At 64.7% G+C, this 21,050-nt stretch carries 20 protein-coding genes; 13 read left to right on the plus strand and 7 right to left on the minus strand.

Annotated features, from left to right (window positions below):
* Nucleotides 1-139: 139 nt before the first annotated feature.
* The 6 genes from AC1RQC_RS18585 to AC1RQC_RS18610 all read left to right on the plus strand — a co-directional run bounded on the left by AC1RQC_RS18585 (nucleotide 140) and on the right by AC1RQC_RS18610 (nucleotide 6,482).
* Entirely contained in the window at nucleotides 140-1,174 is a 1,035-nt protein-coding gene (locus AC1RQC_RS18585) for a methionine ABC transporter ATP-binding protein (RefSeq protein ID WP_043344503.1), read from the plus strand.
* Nucleotides 1,164-1,817, plus strand: coding sequence for a methionine ABC transporter permease (locus tag AC1RQC_RS18590; protein WP_043344505.1), 654 nt, complete (start codon nucleotides 1,164-1,166; stop codon nucleotides 1,815-1,817). The genes AC1RQC_RS18585 and AC1RQC_RS18590 overlap by 11 nt, the downstream gene beginning before the upstream one ends.
* Before the next feature lie 68 nt (nucleotides 1,818-1,885).
* Nucleotides 1,886-2,683, plus strand: a complete 798-nt coding sequence (locus AC1RQC_RS18595; RefSeq protein ID WP_043344507.1) for a MetQ/NlpA family ABC transporter substrate-binding protein — start codon at nucleotides 1,886-1,888, stop codon at nucleotides 2,681-2,683.
* Nucleotides 2,684-2,887: 204 nt separating this feature from the next.
* The gene (locus tag AC1RQC_RS18600; RefSeq protein ID WP_006158397.1) at nucleotides 2,888-3,637 is read left to right on the plus strand and encodes an electron transfer flavoprotein subunit beta/FixA family protein; all 750 of its coding nucleotides are present in this window, start codon (nucleotides 2,888-2,890) and stop codon (nucleotides 3,635-3,637) included.
* A 19-nt stretch (nucleotides 3,638-3,656) separates the two neighbouring features.
* Nucleotides 3,657-4,592, plus strand: coding sequence for an electron transfer flavoprotein subunit alpha/FixB family protein (locus tag AC1RQC_RS18605; RefSeq protein WP_477134969.1), 936 nt, complete (start codon nucleotides 3,657-3,659; stop codon nucleotides 4,590-4,592).
* Between the two features lie 105 nt (nucleotides 4,593-4,697).
* Entirely contained in the window at nucleotides 4,698-6,482 is a 1,785-nt protein-coding gene (locus AC1RQC_RS18610) for an acyl-CoA dehydrogenase (RefSeq protein WP_492373974.1), read from the plus strand.
* A 76-nt stretch (nucleotides 6,483-6,558) separates the two neighbouring features.
* Here the strand turns inward: AC1RQC_RS18610 and AC1RQC_RS18615 are convergent, their stop codons facing one another.
* The gene (locus tag AC1RQC_RS18615) at nucleotides 6,559-7,863 is read right to left on the minus strand and encodes a D-amino acid dehydrogenase (RefSeq protein ID WP_492809936.1); all 1,305 of its coding nucleotides are present in this window, start codon (nucleotides 7,861-7,863) and stop codon (nucleotides 6,559-6,561) included.
* Between the two features lie 109 nt (nucleotides 7,864-7,972).
* Here AC1RQC_RS18615 and AC1RQC_RS18620 point away from each other — a divergent pair, with 109 nt between their 5' ends.
* A complete protein-coding gene (locus AC1RQC_RS18620; protein WP_006158394.1) occupies nucleotides 7,973-8,476 on the plus strand; it encodes an Lrp/AsnC ligand binding domain-containing protein in 504 nt (167 codons plus the stop codon).
* A gap of 25 nt (nucleotides 8,477-8,501) precedes the next feature.
* On the opposite strand, the gene AC1RQC_RS18625 is transcribed toward AC1RQC_RS18620, so the two are convergent.
* The 5 genes from AC1RQC_RS18625 to AC1RQC_RS18645 form a co-directional block, all read right to left on the minus strand.
* Complete coding sequence (locus AC1RQC_RS18625; protein WP_492373976.1) at nucleotides 8,502-9,584, minus strand: PA0069 family radical SAM protein; 1,083 nt, start codon at nucleotides 9,582-9,584, stop codon at nucleotides 8,502-8,504.
* 74 nt (nucleotides 9,585-9,658) lie between these two features.
* Entirely contained in the window at nucleotides 9,659-10,582 is a 924-nt protein-coding gene (locus AC1RQC_RS18630) for a LysR family transcriptional regulator (RefSeq protein ID WP_492809933.1), read from the minus strand.
* Between the two features lie 37 nt (nucleotides 10,583-10,619).
* Nucleotides 10,620-11,105 carry an NINE protein gene (locus AC1RQC_RS18635; RefSeq protein ID WP_492830475.1) on the minus strand — a complete coding sequence of 162 codons (486 nt, stop codon included), beginning with the start codon at nucleotides 11,103-11,105 and terminating at the stop codon, nucleotides 10,620-10,622.
* A gap of 273 nt (nucleotides 11,106-11,378) precedes the next feature.
* A complete protein-coding gene (locus tag AC1RQC_RS18640; protein WP_492373979.1) occupies nucleotides 11,379-11,786 on the minus strand; it encodes a hypothetical protein in 408 nt (135 codons plus the stop codon).
* Nucleotides 11,787-11,945: 159 nt separating this feature from the next.
* Nucleotides 11,946-13,079 (minus strand): PQQ-dependent sugar dehydrogenase, encoded by a 1,134-nt coding sequence (locus tag AC1RQC_RS18645; RefSeq protein ID WP_492884285.1) that lies wholly within the window; start codon nucleotides 13,077-13,079, stop codon nucleotides 11,946-11,948.
* Between the two features lie 145 nt (nucleotides 13,080-13,224).
* Here AC1RQC_RS18645 and rpsP point away from each other — a divergent pair, with 145 nt between their 5' ends.
* From rpsP to AC1RQC_RS18670, 5 genes are all read left to right on the plus strand, one after another.
* Nucleotides 13,225-13,479 (plus strand): 30S ribosomal protein S16, encoded by a 255-nt coding sequence (rpsP, locus tag AC1RQC_RS18650; RefSeq protein ID WP_043344523.1) that lies wholly within the window; start codon nucleotides 13,225-13,227, stop codon nucleotides 13,477-13,479.
* Nucleotides 13,480-13,639: 160 nt separating this feature from the next.
* Nucleotides 13,640-14,227 carry a ribosome maturation factor RimM gene (gene rimM, locus AC1RQC_RS18655; RefSeq protein ID WP_241754494.1) on the plus strand — a complete coding sequence of 196 codons (588 nt, stop codon included), beginning with the start codon at nucleotides 13,640-13,642 and terminating at the stop codon, nucleotides 14,225-14,227.
* Between the two features lie 81 nt (nucleotides 14,228-14,308).
* Entirely contained in the window at nucleotides 14,309-15,115 is an 807-nt protein-coding gene (trmD, locus tag AC1RQC_RS18660) for a tRNA (guanosine(37)-N1)-methyltransferase TrmD (protein ID WP_043344527.1), read from the plus strand.
* A 75-nt stretch (nucleotides 15,116-15,190) separates the two neighbouring features.
* Entirely contained in the window at nucleotides 15,191-15,598 is a 408-nt protein-coding gene (gene rplS, locus AC1RQC_RS18665) for a 50S ribosomal protein L19 (protein WP_150986317.1), read from the plus strand.
* A gap of 143 nt (nucleotides 15,599-15,741) precedes the next feature.
* Entirely contained in the window at nucleotides 15,742-16,422 is a 681-nt protein-coding gene (locus AC1RQC_RS18670) for an NUDIX hydrolase (protein WP_416047866.1), read from the plus strand.
* Nucleotides 16,423-16,437: 15 nt separating this feature from the next.
* Here AC1RQC_RS18670 and AC1RQC_RS18675 read toward each other — a convergent pair whose 3' ends face one another.
* Nucleotides 16,438-17,295: a sulfurtransferase gene (locus AC1RQC_RS18675; RefSeq protein ID WP_492809929.1), complete on the minus strand. Its 858-nt coding sequence runs from the start codon at nucleotides 17,293-17,295 to the stop codon at nucleotides 16,438-16,440.
* 182 nt (nucleotides 17,296-17,477) lie between these two features.
* On the opposite strand from AC1RQC_RS18675, the gene dnaE reads away from it, so the two are divergent.
* The gene (gene dnaE / locus AC1RQC_RS18680; RefSeq protein WP_492373982.1) at nucleotides 17,478-20,990 is read left to right on the plus strand and encodes a DNA polymerase III subunit alpha; all 3,513 of its coding nucleotides are present in this window, start codon (nucleotides 17,478-17,480) and stop codon (nucleotides 20,988-20,990) included.
* Nucleotides 20,991-21,050: the final 60 nt, after the last annotated feature.

Here is a 21,050-nt window from a genome sequence, read left to right on the forward strand (position 1 = left end):
TGCCCACAGCGCATAAAGACATCGGCAAAAAGTCGTTTCTGGTATGAAGCGGATCGCTTAAAATGCGCGCTTCGCCCAAAAAAATAAAATGCGGCAACAGTGCTAGAGACAAACTCGCCTGTTGCCGTTTTCTTTTCACATGATCGAACTGCAAGGTCTTTCGCAGCGCTTCCCCGGCGGGTCGGGTGAGGTGCATGCGCTGCGGGACGTCAACCTGTCGATTGCGGCAGGTGAGGTCTTCGGCATCATCGGCCGCAGCGGCGCTGGCAAGAGCACGCTGGTGCGCGCCATCAACCTGCTTAACCGCCCCAGCGCCGGCCGCGTCTTCGTCGCCGGCCAGGAACTGACCGCGCTCGACAGCGGCGCGTTGCGCCGGGCACGCCGCGACATCGGCATGATCTTCCAGCATTTCAACCTGCTGTCGTCGCGCACCGTTTATGACAACGTGGCGCTGCCGCTGGAGCTGGCTGGCAAATCCCGCAGCGAGATCTCCGACACGGTGCTGCCGCTGCTGGAGCTGGTTGGCCTGACGGCGCTCAAGGATCGCTATCCCGCCCAGATCAGCGGCGGGCAGAAGCAGCGCGTGGGGATTGCACGTGCATTGGCCAGCAAGCCCAAGGTGCTGCTTTCGGACGAGGCCACTTCCGCTCTCGATCCGGAGACCACGCGCTCCATCCTGGAACTGCTCAAGCAGATCAATCGCGAGCTGGGCCTGACCATCGTCATGATCACGCACCAGATGGAAGTGATCAAGCAGGTCTGCGACCGCGTGGCCGTGCTTGAGGCTGGCCAGGTGGTGGAAACCGGCCGGGTGATCGACGTCTTCCTGCGTCCGCAGCACGCGGTCACGCGCGCCATGATCGGCGACGTGATCGCGCAGGAACTGCCGCAAAGCGTGCTCAAGCGCGTGGAGAGCCGCCTCGGCAACGGGCGCGACCACGTCTATCGCCTGGCCTTCACCGGCGCGGGCGTGGACCAGCCAGTGCTGGCCCAGGCGATTCGCCGCTACGGGCTGGACTTCAACATCCTGCACGGGCATATCGACGAAATCCAGGGCCAGGCCTTCGGCTCGCTGGCCATCATGGCCACCGGCGACCTGGCCGACGTGAAGGCGGCAATGGAGTATCTGCAACAAGAAGGCGTGGTGGTGGAGGAGATCGAGCATGTGGTCTGAAATGTTTGACCTGTTCCTGACCTCGTTCAACGAGACGCTGCTGATGGTGAGCATCTCGGGCGTGGTCGGCGCGCTGTTTGGCGTGCCGCTGGGCGTGCTGCTGCACCTGACCAACCGCGGCGGCGTGCTGTCGCACCCGCTGTTCAACCGCACCATTGGCGTGGTGGTCAACGCCGTGCGCTCGATCCCCTTCATCATCCTGCTGGTGGTGGTGATTCCGTTCACGCGCTTTATCGTGGGCTCGTCGATCGGCACGACCGCGGCCGTGGTGCCGCTGACCATCGCCGCGATCCCGTTTATCGCACGCCTGGTGGAAAGCGCGCTGCGCGAAGTCGACAAAGGCCTGGTCGAGGCCGCCCAGTCGATGGGCGCGAGCACCGGCCAGATCGTGATGAAGGTGCTGCTGCCCGAGGCCATGCCCGGCATCGTGGCCGGCCTGACCATCACCTTTGTCAGCCTGGTGGGCTACTCGGCCATGGCCGGCGCCATCGGTGGCGGCGGCCTGGGCGACCTCGGCATCCGCTACGGCTACCAGCGCTACATCACCGAGGTGATGGTGGCGGTGGTGCTGATCCTGATCGTCTTCGTACAAGCGGTGCAAAGCTTCGGCGACTGGCTGGTGCGGCGCATCAGCCACAAGTAACAAGTCGGCCCGGCGATCCGCCTGGCTATCTGCAAAGACATAGAGCCATCGAGATAAAGGAAGTCAACATGCAACGTCGTAACTTGCTGCAATGGATTGTCGGCGCCGCCCTGGGCGCCACCCTGGCCACTGGCGCCATGGCGCAGGAAAAGCCGATCAAGATCGGCGTCACCGGAGGCCCGCACGCCCAGATCATGGAGCAGGTGAAGAAGGTCGCGGCCAAGGACGGCCTGAATATCCAGCTGGTGGAGTTCAGTGACTATGTCCAGCCGAACGCCGCGCTGGCCGCTGGCGACCTGGACGCCAACAGCTACCAGCACCTGCCGTACCTGGAAGCGCAGATCAAGGACCGTGGCTACAAGTTCACCCACATCGCCTTCACCGTGACCTTCCCGATGGGCGTGTACTCCAAGAAGATCAAGTCGCTCGACCAGCTCAAGGACGGCGCGCGCGTTGGCGTGCCGAACGACCCCACCAATGGCGGTCGTGGCTTGCTGTTGCTGCAAAGCAAGGGCCTGATCAAGCTGCGCCCGGATGCCGGCCTGAAGGCCACGCCGCTGGACATCGTTTCCAACCCGAAGAAGATCCGAATCGTCGAACTGGACGCCGCGCAGCTGCCGCGTTCGCTGGATGACCTCGACGCCGCCGCCATTAACGGTAACTACGCTGAATCGGCTGGCCTGTCGCCCACCAAGGACGCGATTGCCATGGAAGGCCCCAAGGGTCCCTATGCCAACCTGATCGCCATCCGCGAAGCCGACAAGAACAAGCCCTGGGTAGCCAAGCTGGTCAAGGCCTATCATTCGCCGGAGATCAAGCAGTACGTCCAGAGCACTTTCAAGGATTCGGTGATTACCGCCTGGTAAGTTTGAAAAAACCCTCAAAAACCGTGTGCCGCAGGGCATCCTGCGGCACAATACGGCGAGGTTTTCACATTGCCGGGCTATGCCCGGCAATTCTTTACCGATAAAATAGTACGACCGTTCGAAAAATAAGAGTGCCACCCACCCGGTGGTTATAATGGCGGGCGAACCAAATTTCTGACTATCGACTATCAGTGGAGTGAGCGCATGAAAGTACTCGTCGCAGTCAAGCGCGTGGTGGATTACAACGTCAAGGTCCGGGTGAAGTCGGACGGCACGGGTGTGGATCTGGCTAACGTCAAGATGAGCATGAACCCGTTTGACGAAATCGCCGTGGAAGAAGCGGTGCGCCTGCGGGAAGCCGGGGTGGTCACCGAGGTGATCGCCGTGTCCTGCGGCGTGACCCAGTGCCAGGAAACCCTGCGTACGGCGATGGCCATCGGTGCCGACCGCGGCATCCTGGTGGAATCGAACGAAGACCTGCAGCCGCTGGCCGTGGCCAAGCTGCTCAAGGCCCTGGTCGACAAGGAACAGCCGCAGCTGGTGATCCTAGGCAAGCAGGCCATCGACGACGACTCCAACCAGACCGGCCAGATGCTGGCTGCGCTGGCGGGCCTGCCGCAAGCCACTTTCGCTTCGAAGGTGGTGGTGGCCGATGGCCGCGCATCGGTGACGCGTGAAGTGGACGGCGGTCTGGAGACCCTGTCGCTCAAGCTGCCGGCGGTGGTGACCACCGACCTGCGCCTGAACGAGCCGCGTTATGTCACGCTGCCGAACATCATGAAGGCCAAGAAGAAGCCGCTCGACATCGTCAAGCCGGAAGATCTCGGCGTGGACGTGGCGCCGCGTCTGAAGACCGTCAAGGTCGTTGAGCCGCCCAAGCGTAGCGCGGGTGTGATGGTGCCGGACGTTGCGACGCTGGTGCAAAAGCTGAAGAACGAAGCCAAGGTCATCTGAGCGCGCCAGGAGATAAAACATGACTGCACTCGTCATTGCTGAACACGACAACCAATCCATCAAGGCCGCCACGCTGAATACCGTGACGGCAGCCGCCCAGTGCGGCGGCGATGTCCACGTGCTGGTGGCCGGCGCCAATGCCGCCGCCGCCGCTGCCGCTGCCGCGAAGATCGCCGGCGTGTCCAAGGTGCTGCTGGCCGACGCGCCGCAGTTCGCCGACGGCCTGGCCGAAAACGTGGCCGAGCAAGTGCTGGCCATCGCCAGCGACTACAGCCACATCCTGGCGCCCGCATCGGCCTACGGCAAGAACATCCTGCCGCGCGTCGCGGCCAAGCTGGACGTAGCCCAGTTGTCGGACATCACCAAGGTCGACAGCCCGGACACGTTCGAGCGCCCGATCTACGCCGGCAACGCGATCTCGATCGTTCAATCGTCGGACAAGGTCAAGGTCATCACCGTGCGCGGTACCGGCTTTGACGCTGCCGCAGCCGAAGGTGGCTCGGCCGCCGTGGAAAGCCTGCCCGCCGTGGCCGACGCTGGCATCTCGCAATTCGTTTCGCGCGAAGTCACCAAGAGCGACCGCCCCGAGCTGACCGCGGCCAAGATCATCGTGTCCGGTGGCCGTGGCGTGGGTTCCGGCGAGAACTACACCAAGGTGCTGACGCCGCTGGCCGACAAGCTGAACGCCGCGATGGGCGCGTCCCGCGCTGCTGTCGATGCCGGCTTCGTGCCCAACGATTACCAGGTCGGCCAGACCGGCAAGATCGTTGCGCCGCAGCTGTACATCGCCGTCGGCATTTCCGGCGCGATCCAGCATCTGGCCGGCATGAAGGACTCCAAGGTGATCGTGGCGATCAACAAGGATGCCGAAGCCCCGATCTTCTCGGTGGCCGACTACGGCCTGGTTGGCGATCTGAACACCGTCGTGCCCGAACTGGTGGCGGCGCTGGGCTGATCCCCACCGCCCGGCACGGCGTTTGACGCGCCGGGCTCGATCAGGAAGTACTAGCCGTTCCGGGCCCGCCCGAGAACGGCTTTTTTATACATACCGGAGACATCGATGACCTACCGTGCCCCGCTCAAGGACATGCTGTTCGTGATGAACGAACTGGCTGATCTTGACGCAGTCAGCAAGCTGCCCGGCTTCGAGGACGCCACGCCGGAGACGGCGCAGGCGGTGCTCGACGAGGCAGCCAAATTCAACGAACAAGTGGTGGCGCCGCTCAACCGCATTGGCGACACCGATCCGAGCAGCTGGAAGGACGGTGTGGTTACCACCACGCCCGGTTTCAAGGACGCGTTCCGCCAGTTTGGCGAAGGTGGCTGGCAGGGCGTGCTGCATCCGCAGGAATTTGGCGGCCAGGGCTTGCCCAAGCTGATCGCCACCGCCTGCAACGAGATGCTGAACACGGCGAACCTGTCGTTCGCCCTGTGCCCGTTGCTGACAGACGGCGCCATCGAAGCCCTGCTGACCGCGGGCAGCGACGCGCAGAAGGCCACCTTCCTGCCCAAGCTGATCTCCGGCGAATGGACCGGCACCATGAACCTGACCGAGCCACAGGCCGGCTCGGACCTGGCGGCCGTGCGCACACGCGCCGAGCCGCAGGGTGACGGTACCTACAAGGTGTTCGGCACCAAGATCTTCATCACCTACGGTGAGCACGACATGGCGCAGAACATCGTCCATCTCGTTCTTGCGCGCACGCCCACGGCACCCGAGGGCGTCAAGGGCATCTCGCTGTTCATCGTGCCCAAGTTCCTGGTGAATGAGGATGGTTCGCTGGGCGCGCGCAATGATGCGCACTGCGTGTCGATCGAGCACAAGCTGGGCATCAAGGCCAGCCCCACAGCCGTGCTGCAGTTCGGCGACCACGGTGGCGCCATCGGCACGCTGGTCGGCGAGGAAAACCGCGGCCTGGAATACATGTTCATCATGATGAACTCGGCGCGCTTCTCGGTCGGCATGCAAGGCATCGCCGTGTCGGAGCGGGCCTACCAGCAGGCTGTGAATTTTGCCCGCGAGCGCGTGCAAAGCCGTCCGGTCGATGGTTCCGCACGCGAAGCTGTGACCATCATTCATCACCCGGACGTCAAGCGCATGCTGATGACCATGCGCTCGCTGATCGAAGGCGCGCGCGCGGTAGCGTATGTGGCCGCCGCCGCGTGCGACACGGCGCACCAGCATGCCGACGACGCGGTGCGCAAGCAAAGCCAGGCGTTCTACGAGTTCATGGTGCCCATCGTCAAGGGCTGGAGCACCGAATTATCGATCGATGTGACCAGCCTGGGCGTGCAGGTGCACGGCGGCATGGGCTTCATCGAGGAGACCGGCGCGGCCCAGCATTATCGCGATGCCCGCATCCTGCCGATCTACGAAGGCACGACCGCGATCCAGGCGAACGACCTCGTCGGCCGCAAGACGCTGCGCGACGGTGGCGCGGTGGCCCGTGCGATCTGCGCGCAGATTGCCGAGACCGAGGCAGCGCTTGGCAAGCATGGTGGCGCGGCATTTACCGCGGTACAGGCGCAACTGGCAAAGGGGCGCGCCGCGCTGGAGACCGTCGTGGCGTTCGTCGTGGCCAATGCCAAGTCGGACCCGAATGCCGTGTTTGCCGGCAGCGTGCCTTACCTGAAGCTCTGCGGCATCGTGTTTTCGGGCTGGCAGCTTGGCCGCGCGATGCTCGCGGCGGATGCGAAGCGTGGCGAGGATCCGTCCTTCCACGACGCCAAGATCTCGACGGCGCATTTCTTCGCGGAGCACATCCTGTCACAGGCATCGGGTTTGCGCGATGCCATTGTGGCGGGCGCGGTGCCGGTCAATGCGTTGAGCGAAGCGCAGTTCTGAGGTCTTCCTGGTCCAGGCAAGAAAAAAGGCGACCCGCGGGTCGCCTTTTTTTACTTCCTCGAAACCGATGCGCGGATCAGGCCGCTGCGTGGCGCGGGGCGGCGTGCGTTCTCGCTGGCTTGAGATAGCGAGCCACCGAGAGGTCGTCCGCGCGGATCGCCGGCGAGGTGCCGGACACCAGGTCCGACAGCAGCTTGCCCGAGCCGCAGGCCATGGTCCAGCCCAGTGTGCCATGGCCGGTATTGAGCCACAGGCCCTTGACCTGCGTGGGGCCGACGATGGGCGTGCCATCCGGTGTCATCGGGCGCAGGCCGGTCCAGAAGCTGGCACGGCTGACATCGCCCGCGCCCGGGAACAGGTCCGTGACCACATGCTCCAGGGTGCGGCGCTTGGCCGGGTCGAGCGTGCGGTCGTAGCCCACGATCTGCGCCATGCCGCCCACGCGGATGCGATCGTCGAAGCGGGTGATTGCCACCTTGAAGGTTTCGTCGAGCACCGTGGAAACGGGGCTGCGATCGGCATTGGTCATCGGCACCGTGAGCGAGAAGCCCTTGAGTGGATACACCGGCAGGTTCGACAGGCCCGGCAGGAAATTCTTCACGAACGGTGTCGACCAGCTGCCCAATGCCACCACGACCAGGTCGGCCATGACAGGCTCGCCGCCCACCATGGCGCCGGTAACGGCATCACCCTTGGTCAGCAGCCCGTCGATGGAGCGGTTGTATTGGAACTGCACGCCCAGGCCTTCGGCCATGGCGGCGAGTTGCCGGGTGAACAGCTGGCAGTCGCCGGTTTCATCGTTGGGTAGCCGCAGGCCGCCGGTCAGCTTGTGGCTGACGGCGGCCAGGGCCGGTTCGCTGGCGGCGAGTTCCTCGCGCGATAGCAACTGGTAGGGCACGCCGGCTTGCTCCAGCACGGCAATGTCCTTGGCGGCGCCGTCGAGCTGCTCGGCGGTGCGGAAGACTTGCAGCGTGCCTTGCTGGCGGCCTTCGTAGGCGATGCCGGTATCGGCGCGCAGGGCGACGATGCAGTCGCGGCTGTACTCGGCCAGGCGCACCATGCGTTCCTTGTTGACCGCATAGCGCTCAGCGCTGCAGTTCATCAGCATCTGCCACATCCATTGCAGCTGGAACAGCGTGCCGTCCGGTTTGATGGACAGCGGTGCGTGCTCCTGGAACATCCACTTGATGGCTTTGAGCGGCACGCCGGGTGCGGCCCAGGGCGACGCATAGCCCGGGGAGATCTGGCCGGCGTTGGCGAAACTGGTCCCCAGCGCGGGTGCGGCCTCTCGGTCGATCACGGTGACTTCATGGCCGGCACGGGCCAGGTACCAGGCGCTGGTAACGCCAATTACGCCACTGCCAAGAACGAGAACGCGCATAGTCGGGGGCTCGCAACCAAGAAATAGAGTGGATAAAGTATTTACATCTATACTATTTAAATATGAGCAGTCATAGTTATTGTAATTTTCAGAGAAACAGGAATAACTAATGAGAACGAGTCGTCAGCCCGTGCGTAGCCTGGACCGGCTGGATCGGAAGATCCTGGCCTTGCTCCAGGCGGACGGGCGTATGTCGATGAAGGAACTGGCGGAAGCGGTTGGCCTGACCATCACGCCATGCATCGAGCGGGTCAAGCGCATGGAGCGTGACGGCGTCATCATGGGCTACTACGCGCGCCTGAATCCCGCGCTGCTCGGCAGCGGCTTGCTGGTGTTTGTCGAGATCTCGCTGGGCAACAAGTCCGGCAATATGTTCGAGCAGTTCCGCCGCGAGGTGTCGCGCATTCCGGAAGTACTGGAGTGCCATCTGGTCTCGGGCGATTTCGACTACCTGATCAAGGCGCGCATCCGCGAGATCGGCGAGTACCGCCGCCTGCTGGGCGACATCCTGTTGCAGTTGCCGGGCGCCGCCCAGTCCAAGAGTTACGTGGTGATGGAAGAGATCAAGGAAACGCTGGCGATCGCGGTCGACGAGAAGGCGCCGCACGCCTGAAGCCTCGCTGTCCTGCGCATCCGGCCTAGAACAGCGACATCTGCGGCGCGGCGCTCGCCTGGGAGAAATGTTCGATGGTGAGAGGGTGGCGCTCAGCATTGAGCCCGAAGCGCTGGCAGGCCAGCTTGAAGCGCTTGCGCAGCAGTTCGGCAAAGATGCCGGTGCCGGTCATGCGCGTGCCGAACCGTGAGTCGTAGGCCCGGCCTCCGCGCATTTGCGCGACCAGGCTTTCGACGTGCCGGGCGCGCAGCGGATGGTAGGTGGCCAGCCACTCTGAGAACAACTGCTCCACCTCGCGCGGCAGGCGCAGCAGGATATACGCCGCGGTTTTCGCGCCGGCCCTGGCGCCGGCGTCAAGGATGGACTCCATTTCCGGATCGGTCAGGCTCGGAATGACTGGCGCCACCATCACCCCCACCGGGATGCCGGCCTCGCTCAGGGAAGCGATGGCGGCCAGGCGGCGCGCCGGCGCGCTTGCGCGGGGCTCCAGCGTGCGGGCGATCTCGTTCTTGAGCGATGTGACCGACATATGGACCCGGACCAGGTTCTTGGCCGCCATGCGCTGCAGGATGTCGATGTCGCGCGTGACCACGCCCGACTTGGTCGTGATGGCCACCGGATGGTTGAATCGCTCCAGCACTTCCAGGATGCCGCGCGTGATCTTGAGATCCCGCTCGATGGGTTGGTAAGGATCTGTATTGGCCCCCAGCGCGATTACCGTCGGTACGTAGTTGCGGTGAGCCAGTTCGGCCTCGAGCAAGGCGGCGGCGTTGTCTTTTGCGTACAGGCGGGTTTCGAAGTCGAGGCCCGGCGAAAGCCCCAGATAGGCGTGGCTGGGCCGGGCATAGCAATAGATACAGCCATGCTCGCACCCGCGGTACGGGTTGATGGACGCGTCGAACGGCAGGTCTGGCGATTGGTTGCGCGAGACGATGCGTTTGGCCTTCTCCGTGAAGACAATGGTCTGGATTTGGGGTGTCTCTGGCTCATCGAAGGCTTGGGACTCGTCGGCGACCCGTTCGCGGGTCCAGGCGTCGAACCGGCTGACGTCGTTCGAGCGCGCCGCCCGGCCTTTCAGCGGGCTGGAGGAGGGTGGTCGGGTCGGCACGTCGGCGGTCCTGTGGCTACAGTTGATACTGTATATTTATACAGTACTTCGCGTAGGGAGCCAAGCTGTGTTTTTTACGGGGCGGGAGCCGTGGCCTCTGGGCTATCCCAGTAGGGTGGGGAGCCGAAGCGCGCAGCAAAGAAATCGATAAATGCGTGCGTCTTCGCGGGCACCTGGCGGCGGCTGGGATAGACCGCCCAGATCGACACGGCCGGCAGCACCGGGTAATCGGGGAGCACGCGAACCAGCGCGCCGCTGCGCAGGTAAGGGCCAACGTCCCAGGTCGACTTGAGCGCCAGCCCCATGCCAGCCAGGATCGCATCCCGGATGACTTCGCCGTTGTCCGTGCGCAGGTTGCCGGCGACCGCTACTGCTGTCTTGCCTAGCGCCGTGTCGAACTGCCAGGAGGACTGGTCGCCCAGCACAATGCAATTGTGGTGGCGCAACTCTTCGGGATGCCGGGGCGTGCCGTGCGCAGCAAGATAGCCAGGCGAAGCGCAAACGGCGCGATGGCTAGGGGCCAGGGGGCGTGCCACCAGGGATGAGTCCGGCAACGCACCCATGCGTAATGCCACGTCGACGCCGGCCTCGACCAGGCCGATCACCTGGTCGGTCAGGCGCAGGTCCAGCGTCAGTCCCGGGTAGGCGGCGAGAAAGGCAGGGATGGCCGGCGAGACGTGCTGGCGGCCAAAAGAGGCGGGCACCGTGACCCGCAACTGCCCCTGGGGCGCCTGCGCGCCGCGGCCCACTGATTGCGCGGCCTGGCCGGCTGTGTCGAGCAAATGCGCGGCATGTTCGAGGAAGCGCTCACCCTCGCCGGTCAGGGAGATGCGGCGCGTGGTCCGGTGCAGCAGCCGCGTGCCGAGCCGCTGCTCGAGCTGGGCCAGGCGGCTGCTGGCCGAGGAGGTGGATAACCCGAGATCGCGCGCCGCTGCCGAGAGGTTGCCCAGCGACGCTGCGCGCACGAACACGGCGATGTCCAGCAGGTCGAAGTGCATCGGCGCCGGGGGGGGGGCTGGGCCTGGGACCTGAGGCTTATTGCGACAAGGCGCGCGCGGCTTCGACCTGGGATTCGAAGAAAGTCTGGAAACTGATGGCCAAGCCCGCCATCAGCAGGCCGGTGCCGATCAGCAGGGACAGGATGACGAGGATCACGACGGGCCAGCCCGAACGGGTTGGCGTGCCATGCGGGTTGAAGCGGGCATCCCATTTGTCGTCGGGGCGCAGGCCATACACGATGGCCGCCAGGAAGGCGCTGATCACCGACGTGCCGCCGGCAATGGCGAAGGTCCAGTTCAGGGCCGGCGAGCCGGCGCCAGTTTGCATCGACATGACGCCGATGACCCCGGCGAGTGCCGCCAGCAGGTGCGCCCAGGCAAACTTATCGCGCAAGCCACCCAGGTAGAAGCGATGCAGGCCCACGGTGCCGAACAGGAAGGCCAGTGCGACCGTGATCAGTTTGGATTTGCCCTGAAGCGGCTTGGGGGCAGCGGTGGCTGAAACTTGGGTAGCGGCGGGCATGGGGCGACAGCTAGGTTAATGACCGGCAGGGGCGGCCGGCAAGCGCAATTCAGGTGAATGCCAGCCAGGCTGGCGCCGGCGCTCATTGTACGCCGGCCTCAACCGAGGGCGGACTCCGGCGGAGCAGGGCAGGAAGCTTTGCGGGTCGGACGCGGATGCCCGCGAGAGTTTCTTTCGCGGCATATCGTCGAGGAGGGGGCAAGTAGAGAGTAGAGCGTGATTGCCGTGGGCACGGCAATCAGCCATGGAAGACAGTGAGGAGGGGGGGCGTGCCTAGCGGCCGCCGTCTCGTCCGCGCGCTTGCCAGCCCGGGCCCATGCCGGAGCCGCGCTGCTCGCCACGCCCGTTGTCGCCTTGCATATTGCGATCCGACTGCCGGTTGCGTTCATCGTCGCGTTCCTGAGGTGGCAGGGGGCGGCCATTCAGGCGGTCATCGGCGCGCGCGCGGGCTTCCATTCGTTCGATCTGGGCACGCACATGGTCTTGCCGTTCCGCGCGTACACTCGCCATTTCCCATGCGCCGTGGCCTGGCTGGCCATGCGCATTGCTCACAATCCGGCCTTCGGGCCGGCCATGTTGCCAAAACGCGACCTGTGCATGGCTGACAGCATTGAGGCCGAGCAAGGAAACGGCCAACAGGATGCCAGCCACCGAGTCGCGCAGGAGGGTGCGGGGGAGCATGCGGAATCCCAGTATCCTGTCGCGTGGTGAGGTTGTTCGAGATATGGGTTCATGGTACGCACGCGTCTTCGGTGCGCCTATGCTAAAGCCGTTACCGGTGTAACGGATTGTTTCTCCACTGTCCTGGGGGCCGGGCTGTATCCGGCGCGCGGCAAGGGCTCAGGGTGCGTAGCGGATGCGATAGACCGCGCCCGCCATGTCGTCGCTGACCAGCAGCGAACCGTCCGGGGCAACCTGGACATCGGCAGGCCGGCCCCAGGGTTTGTCGCCCTGCAGCCAGCCTCGCGCGAACACCTCCTGGCGCACCGCCTGGCCGCGCTCATTCAGCACCACCCGGACGACGCGGTAGCCGACCGGCTTGGTCCGGTTCCAGCTGCCGTGTTCGGCAATGAAAATGCTGTTGCGGTACTCGGCGGGGAATTGCGTGCCGGTATAAAAGCGCATGCCGAGCGCGGCGACATGCGCGCCCAGCTTTGCGGCCGGCGGCTCGAACTCGGAGCAGGCGCGCTGCTTGCCGAACTCGGGGTCGGGGACGCTGCCGGCGTGGCAGTACGGGTAGCCGAAATGCTGGCCCGCCCGGGTAAGGTGGTTGAGCTCGTCGTCGGGCACATCGTCCCCCAACATGTCGCGCCCGTTGTCGGTGAACCAGAGTTGCCGGGTGGCCGGGTGCCAGTCAAAGCCTACCGAGTTGCGCACCCCCCTGGCCACGACCTGCAAGTCGGTGCCGTCCGGCTTCATCTTCATGATGTTGGCGTAACGGTTCTCGTCGGGCGCGCAGATATTGCACGGCGCGCCGACCGGCACGTACAGATATCCATCCGGGCCAAAGGCGATAAACTTCCACCCGTGGTGCGTTTCGGAGGGAAAGCGATCACTTACCACGATGGGTTTGGGCGGGTTGTCCAGGCGGGCATCGATATCATCCAGCCGGACGATCTGCGAGGTCGAGGAGGCGTACAGCGCGCCGTTGCGGAAGGCCACGCCCACCGGCATGGTCAGGCCGGTGGCGATAGTCTTCACCTTCGGGGCGGGCGCCAGCGGGTTGCGGATCGCATACACCTTGCCTTCGCTGCGGGTGCCGATGAAGAGCGTGCCTGCCGGCGACAGGGTCATGCCACGGGCTTCCGGCACCTCCGCGCTCAGCAATTCGATGTGAAAGCCTGGGGGCAGCTGGATCTGATCCAGCGGCAGGGCGGCGTTGGCATTGGGGCTGAACCAGATCGCGGCTGCTAACGCCGAGAAAGTGCTCGCGAGCAGGGTTCGGAAGCTGCGAATGTGAAGATGAAATCGCATGGCGCGCGCTCCTGTCGGGGTTTTCACCACGATGCCTGCGGCCGGGTGTCGCGTCAATCGCTCTAAGTGTTTGTTTGGCCTCGGAATTTGGTCTATACTCTTGCGTTTCGTGTTCGAACATCAAGTTTTCTGAGGAATCAAACCCATGGTCGTAATCCGTCTGGCTCGCGGTGGCAGCAAGAAGCGCCCCTTCTTCAATATCGTCGCTGCTGACTCGCGTAATCGTCGCGATGGCCGTTTCATCGAGCGTATTGGTTTCTACAACCCCCTGGCTTCGGCAAGCGAAGAAGGCCTGCGTCTGGTGCAAGACCGCCTGACGTACTGGACCGGCGTTGGCGCCCAGCTGTCGCCGACGGTTGCCCGTCTGGTCAAGCAAAACGCCGCCAAGGCTGCAGCCTGATTGTTGTGACGCGCGTTTCGCGACGCGTGGCAAACGACACGTGACAGAACGCAAGCAAGGCGCCCCGGCGCGGCGGCCACTCAATGTGCCGCTCGAGCCCTCGGCCCGGCGCGAGGCCGGTGAGCAGGAAAAGCCCAGTCTCAAGCGCGGTGCAACCGGGTTGCCGGCTGCGCTGGCGTATACCGATAAGCTGCCGGACGACCTGATCGAGGTCGGTTATATCGGTGCGGCTTATGGGATACGGGGCTGGATCAAGGTCCAGCCGCATGCCGACGATGCAAGCGCGCTGTTGCACGCGCGCCGCTGGTGGCTGCTCAAACCGCCGCCAACCGGCCTGGTTGGCGCGGCAGATGCCGTGGCCTCCGAGGCCTTGTGCGTGAAGATCGTGCAGTCCCGCGAGCACAGCGGTACCGTAGTGGCCCAGGCGAGCGGCGTGTCCGAGCGCAACCACTCGGAGGCGCTCAAGGGGCGCCGTGTCTGGATTCGTCGCGAGGACTTCCCCGCGCCGGATGAGAACGAATTCTACTGGGTCGATCTGATTGGCTGTGCCGTGTTCAATGAGCAGGGCGAGTCGCTGGGCGAAGTGTCCGGGCTGATCGACAACGGTGCGCACCAGATCCTGCAGGTGGCGCATGCCTTGCCCGATGGCAAGGCGGGTGAGCGCCTGATTCCCTTTGTCGACGCATTCCTGCGCTCGGTCGATATCTCGGCCCGGCGCGTGGTGGTGGACTGGGGCCTGGATTACTGAGCGGCCCGGGCTGCTGAAGGCAAGGGCGCTTGGCCGGCGATAGCCGGTGGGCGAGTGGTGGGCAAGTAAAGGGAGAGGCGGATGCAGTTCGACGTGATCACGCTGTTTCCCGAGATGTTTCGCGCGCTGACCGACTGGGGCATTACCAGCCGGGCGGCAAAGCAGCAGCGCTACACGTTGCGCACCTGGAATCCACGCGACTTCACCAGCGACAACTACCGTACCATCGACGATCGCCCCTACGGCGGCGGCCCTGGCATGGTGATGCTGGCCAAGCCGCTGGAAGATGCCATCGACGCGGCGTGTTCCGCCCAGCAGGCGGCGCAGGCCAAGCCGGAGGGCCAGGAGGCGCCGGTGCGGCCGCACGTGGTGCTGATGTCGCCGCAAGGCGCGCCGCTGACGCACCAAAAGGTGATGTCACTGGCACAGCGTCCAGGCCTGGTGATGCTGTGCGGACGCTACGAAGCGATTGACCAGCGGTTGATCGAGCGTCGGGTCGATGAGGAAATCAGCCTCGGCGATTTCGTGCTATCCGGTGGCGAGCTGCCGGCCATGGCCGTGATCGACGCAGTGGTCAGGCATTTGCCGGGTGTGTTGGGCGATGCCCAGTCGGCGGTTCAGGACAGCTTCGTCAACGGGCTGCTGGATTGTCCGCACTACACGCGGCCAGAAGAATACGAAGGTGTGCGGGTGCCCGATATCTTGCTCGGGGGCCATCATGCCGAGATCGAGAAGTGGCGGCGCCAGCAGGCGCTGGCCAATACTGCGAAGAAGCGCCCCGATCTGATCGAGGCAGCGCGCAGTCAAGGGTTGCTGAGCCGGGTCGACGAGAAATTCCTGTCGACATGGCTGGCGAAAGAAGGGCGGGAGCTCGCTCCCGCCAAGTGAAACCCCATCCTCTGCCGGGGCCCAGGCCATGCCTGGGGCATACAACGTCGGCATGATGGACAAGGAGAAGAAACGATGAACATCATCGAGCTGATCGAGAAAGACGAAATCGCGCGTCTGACCGCGAACAAGACCATCCCCGCATTCGCACCCGGCGACACCGTGATCGTCAGCGTGAACGTGGTGGAAGGTAACCGCAAGCGCGTCCAGGCTTATGAAGGCGTCGTGATTGCCAAGCGCAATCGTGGCCTGAATTCGTCCTTCATCGTGCGCAAGATTTCGTCGGGTGAAGGCGTGGAACGTACGTTCCAGCTGTACTCGCCGCTGATCGCAGCGATCGAAGTGAAGCGCCGTGGCGACGTCCGCCGCGCCAAGCTGTACTACCTGCGTCAGCGTTCGGGCAAGTCCGCGCGGATCAAGGAAAAGCTGGCATACAAGTCGGCACCGGCCAAGGCTGCTGCCAAGGCTGCTGCTGCTCAGTAAGCCGCCAGTCGCCTCGATCGGCTTGCCGGTCGAGGCTGCGCAAAAAGGGCACCTTCGGGTGCCCTTTTTGCATCTCCGCGTGCCACGTTTGCCGCGTCGCAGCACAAACGGTCTGGCCGGCTTCTGTCATACTCGCAACGATTATGCGTCCTGCCTTTGATCCCGAATCCCTCCCCATCGTCGCCACCGACACGCGGCACCCGCCGCTGGCCGACGTGCGCCTGCGCCCGGAATTCATCCGCCATCGGCTCCAGTCGCCCCCTGCCTGGGACCCCGAGCTGACCGATGAGTCGCGCGCCTATGACCGCAGCCTGAAGCTGCGCGATGCAGCCGTGCTGGTACCGTTGGTGGAGCGTGAGGATGGGCTGACCGTGCTGCTGACCGAGCGCAACGCCAACCTGAGCGCGCACGCCGGGCAAATCAGTTTCCCCGGCGGCCGCCACGAAGCGTTCGATATCGACCGGACGGCGACGGCACTGCGCGAAACGGAGGAAGAGGTGGGGCTGGCGCGCGATTATGTGGAGGTGCTGGGCAGCTTGCCCGACTACATCACCGGCACCGGCTTCCATGTGAGCCCGGTGGTGGGCCTGGTCCGCGACGGCTTCACGCTGCGGCCCGATGCGCGCGAGGTTGCCGATGTGTTTGAAGTGCCGCTAGGTTTCCTGATGGACCCGTCGCATCACGAGCAGCGCCTGTTTCGCTGGGTGGACGGCGAGCGGCTGTTCTACGCCATGCCGTTCCCGCGCGAGGATGGCGGCCACCGGTTTATCTGGGGCGCCACCGCCGGCATGCTGCGCAACCTCTACCACTTGCTGGCCGCCTGAGGGACGCCAGTGCGCTCAGGCGGCCGCCGCTGCCGTCCCGGTGCCTTCCCCGATGCAGTGCGGGCAGCTCTGGCCCACCACGTAGTGCGGGCTTTGCTGCTCTTCGGCGGTGACCACGGCGCGGCAGGCAAAACACTGCTTGGGGCCAGCCGGCTCCAGGTTGGGGTTCAGCGCGGTGCGGTAGTCGAAGACAAAGCAGTCGCCCTGATAGTGGCTGCCACCCACTTCCTCGAAATACTTCAGGATGCCCCCCTCTAGCTGGTAGACATGCTCGATGCCGGCTTCCTGCATGTGGATGGCGGCCTTCTCGCAGCGAATGCCGCCGGTGCAGAACGACACGATGGTCTTGCCCGCGAACTCCGCCTTGTGCGCGGCAATGGCTGGCGGAAAATCGCTGAACTTGGCGATGTCGTAATCGACCGCCTGCTCGAACGTGCCGACGGCGACCTCAAAGGCGTTGCGTGTATCCAGCATCACCACAGGGCGGCCGGCATCGTCGTGGCCCTGGTCCAGCCAGCGCTTGAGCTCGACTGGCGTCACCGCCGGCGCCCGACCGGCTTCGGGGCGGATCAGCGGCATCTTCATGGTGATGATTTCCTTCTTCTCACGCACCAGCATGCGCTTGAAGGGCTGGTTTTCCGACAGGCTCTCCTTGGGCTCGATATCGGCAAAGCGCGGGTCGGCATGCAGCCAGGCGAGGAAGCCGTCGATGGCCTCGCGCACGCCGGCGAGGAACAGGTTGATGCCTTCCGGCGCGAGCAGGATCGTGCCCTTGAGCCCGTGTGCTTCACAGCGCGCGCGCATTTCCGGGCGCAAGACCGGGATATCGTCCAGTGAGACGAACTTGTAAGCGGAGATGTTTACGATCTGCATAGGTGGCGCGCGACGGGACCGCGCCTTGCGAGCGCGCGGTAACTGCCTGATTGGAAAGGCGAAATTATAGCGCCTCGCAGGCCTCCTGCCGGGCTTTTCCGAGCGCCTGGCTCAGTCTTGCCGTCGGGCTCGTAGCGCAAAGAAGGCAGGCGCGGACATGCCGAGCCGGTACAATTACGGCCATGTCTGCACCTCGCTTCGTTCATCTCCGTCTTCATTCCGAATACTCCGTCGTCGACGGCATCGTGCGCCTGGACGATGCCGTCAAGGCTGCGGCCGCCGATGGCATGGGCGCGCTCGCCCTGACCGACCTGGCCAATGCCTTCGGCCTGATCCGCTTCTACAAGGAAGCGCGCGGCGGCGGCGTCAAGCCCGTGGTTGGCGCCGACGTCTGGCTGACCAACGCCGACGATCGCGACAAGCCGACGCGCTTGCTGCTGTTGGTCCGGGACCGGATTGGCTACCTCAATCTCTGCGTGCTGCTGTCGCGCGCGTGGCTTTCCAACCAGTACCGCGGCCGCGCCGAGATCGACCCCGCCTGGTTCGACGAAGCCGGCGAAGAGGGCCAGCCGCTGGCCACCGGCCTGATTGCGCTGTCTGGCGCGATGGGCGGTGACATCGGCATGGCGCTGGCCAATGGCAACGATGCGGCCGCGGCGCAGGCCGCCGCGCATTGGGCAAAGGTGTTCCCGCAGCGCTTCTATATCGAGCTGCAGCGTGCAGGCCTGCCCGGCACTGATGCCTATGTGCAGCAGGCGGTGCAGTTGGCGGCCAGGCTGGGCTTGCCGGTGGTGGCGACGCACCCGGTGCAGTTCATGACGCCTGACGATTTCACGGCGCACGAGGCTCGCACCTGCATCGCCGAAGGGGAGCTGCTGGCTAACCCCCGCCGCGTGCGGCGCTTCACCACCGACCAGTATTTCAAGACCCAGGACGAGATGTGCGCGCTGTTCGCCGACATCCCGTCCGCGCTGGAAAACGCGGTGCAGATCGCGCGCCGCTGCAACCTCACGCTGGAACTGGGCAAGCCGCGCCTGCCGCTGTTTCCGACGCCCGACGGCATGTCGCTCGACGATTACCTTGTGCACCTGGCCAAGGAAGGCCTGGAAAAGCGCATGGTGGTGCTGTTCCCCGACGAAGCCGTGCGCGAGGCCAAGCGCCCCGAGTACTACGCGAGGCTGGAGTTCGAGACCGGTACCATCATCAAGATGGGCTTCCCCGGCTACTTCCTGATCGTGGCGGACTTTATCAACTGGGCTAAGAACAACGGCGTGCCGGTCGGGCCGGGACGGGGCTCCGGCGCTGGTTCGCTGGTGGCCTATGCGCTCGGTATTACCGATCTGGATCCGCTCAAGTACGCGCTGCTGTTCGAGCGGTTCCTGAACCCGGAACGGGTTTCAATGCCCGACTTCGACATCGACTTCTGCCAGCAGGGGCGCGATCGCGTTATCACGTACGTGAAGGAGAAGTACGGCCACGCCGCGGTATCGCAGATCGCCACCTTCGGCACCATGGCCGCCAAGGCCGCGGTGCGCGACGTGGGCCGCGTGCTCGACCTGGGCTATGGCTTTGTCGACGGCATCGCCAAGCTGATTCCTTTCAAGCCGGGCAAGCTCGTCACCATCGAGGAAGCCAAGAAGGAAGAGCCGCTCCTGACCGAGCGCGAGAAGAACGAAGAAGAAGTGCGCCAGCTGCTGGAGCTGGCGCAGCGCGTGGAAGGCATGACGCGTAACGTCGGCATGCACGCCGGCGGCGTGCTGATCGCCCCGGGCAAGCTGACGGATTTCTGCCCGCTCTATACCCAGGGCGCGCAGAACGACGGCATGAGCGGTGTGGTCAGCCAGTACGACAAGGACGACGTGGAAGCCGCCGGCCTGGTCAAGTTCGACTTCTTGGGCCTGACCACGCTGACCATCCTGGACTGGGCCGAGCGCTATATCCGCAGGCTCGATCCGTCCATGGCGGACTGGAACTGCAGCCACATCCCGCTCGACGACAGCAAGGCATTCGACATCCTCAAGACGGCCAACACGGTCGCCGTGTTCCAGCTGGAAAGCCGCGGCATGCAGGGCATGCTGAAGGACGCCAAGCCTGACCGCTTTGAGGACATCATCGCGCTGGTGGCACTCTACCGCCCAGGCCCGATGGACCTGATCCCCAGCTTCTGCGCCCGTAAGCACGGCCGCGAGAAGGTGGAGTACCCGGACCCGCGCGTCGAGCCGGTGCTCAAGGAGACCTATGGCATCATGGTCTACCAGGAGCAGGTGATGCAGATGGCGCAGATCATCGGCGGCTACTCGCTGGGCGGCGCCGACTTGCTGCGCCGCGCCATGGGCAAGAAGAAGGCCGAGGAAATGGCCCAGCACCGCGAGCTGTTCCGCGAGGGTGCGGCCAAGAACGGCCTGACCGCCGAGAAGGCGGACGACACCTTCGACCTGATGGAAAAGTTCGCGGGCTACGGCTTCAACAAATCGCACGCGGCCGCTTACGCGTTGCTGGCCTACTACACGGCCTGGCTCAAGGCGCACCATCCAGCCGCGTTCATGGCTGCGAATATGTCGCTCGCCATGGACGACACCGACAAGGTCAAGATCCTCTTTGACGATTGCAAGCTCAACAAGCTCCAGGTGCTGCCGCCTGACGTCAACGCCAGCGAATACCGCTTCGCGCCGACCGATGCCAAGACCATCCGCTACGGCCTTGGCGGCATCAAGGGCTCGGGGCAGGGTGCCATCGAGGACATCCTGCGCGCCCGCGAGGAAAAGCCCTTTGCCGACCTGTTCGATTTCTGCGAGCGCGTCGACCGCCGCCAGGTCAACCGCCGCACCATCGAGGCGCTGATTCGCGCCGGCGCCTTCGACAGCCTCAACGCCAATCGCGGCCAGTTGCTGGCCTCGGTGTCGCGTGCCATGGAAGCCGCCGAGCAGAAGGCCGAGTCAGCCAACCAGGTGTCGCTGTTCGACCTGATGGCTGACGCCGGCGAATCGCACCGCCCCTCGCTGGTCGACGAACCGGCCTGGGCGCCCAAGCGCATGCTGCAGGAAGAAAAGCAGGCGCTGGGCTATTACTTCTCCGGCCACCTGTTCGACGCCTATCGGGACGAAGTCGGCCGCTTCCTCAAGGGCACGCTGGCCGGCCTGGAAAAGGAAGTGCAAGGCAATGGCGGCGGCTACGGCCGCGACGTGCGTGGCAAAGTCATCGCTGGTGTCATCACCGGCATGCGCACCCAGATGACGCAGCGCGGCAAGATGCTGATTGTCTTGCTTGACGACGGTACCGGACAGGTCGAGATGACGGTGTTCAACGAATTGTTCGATGCCAACCGCCATATGTTCCGCGAGGACGAGATGGTGATCGTGCAAGGCAACGCCCGTCACGACACCTTTACCGGTGGCGTGCGCTTCACCGCTGAATCGGTAATGGACCTGGTGGCGGCGCGCGCCAAGTACGCCGAGGCGGTCGGCCTAGCGTTCAACGGCAATGCCTCCACGGAACTGCTGCGCGAGTTGCTCACGCCCTACCTGGCGAGTGTGGCCAATGCGCCAGGCGTGCCGGTGCGCGTGAGCTACGCCACCACCGGCGCGCGCTGCGAGGCGGAACTGGGGCGGCAGTGGCTGGTCACGCCATCCGACGATGCCCTGGCAAGCTTCCGCGCGGCCCTGTCGGGCGAGAACGTCCGCATGCTCTACGGCTGACCCGGGGCTTGCCGGCGGGGCGGTACCGGCATAGCGCCGCCCTGACCGGCATTGCTGCCG

Source organism: Cupriavidus sp. GW822-FHT03E04 (assembly GCF_058801495.1).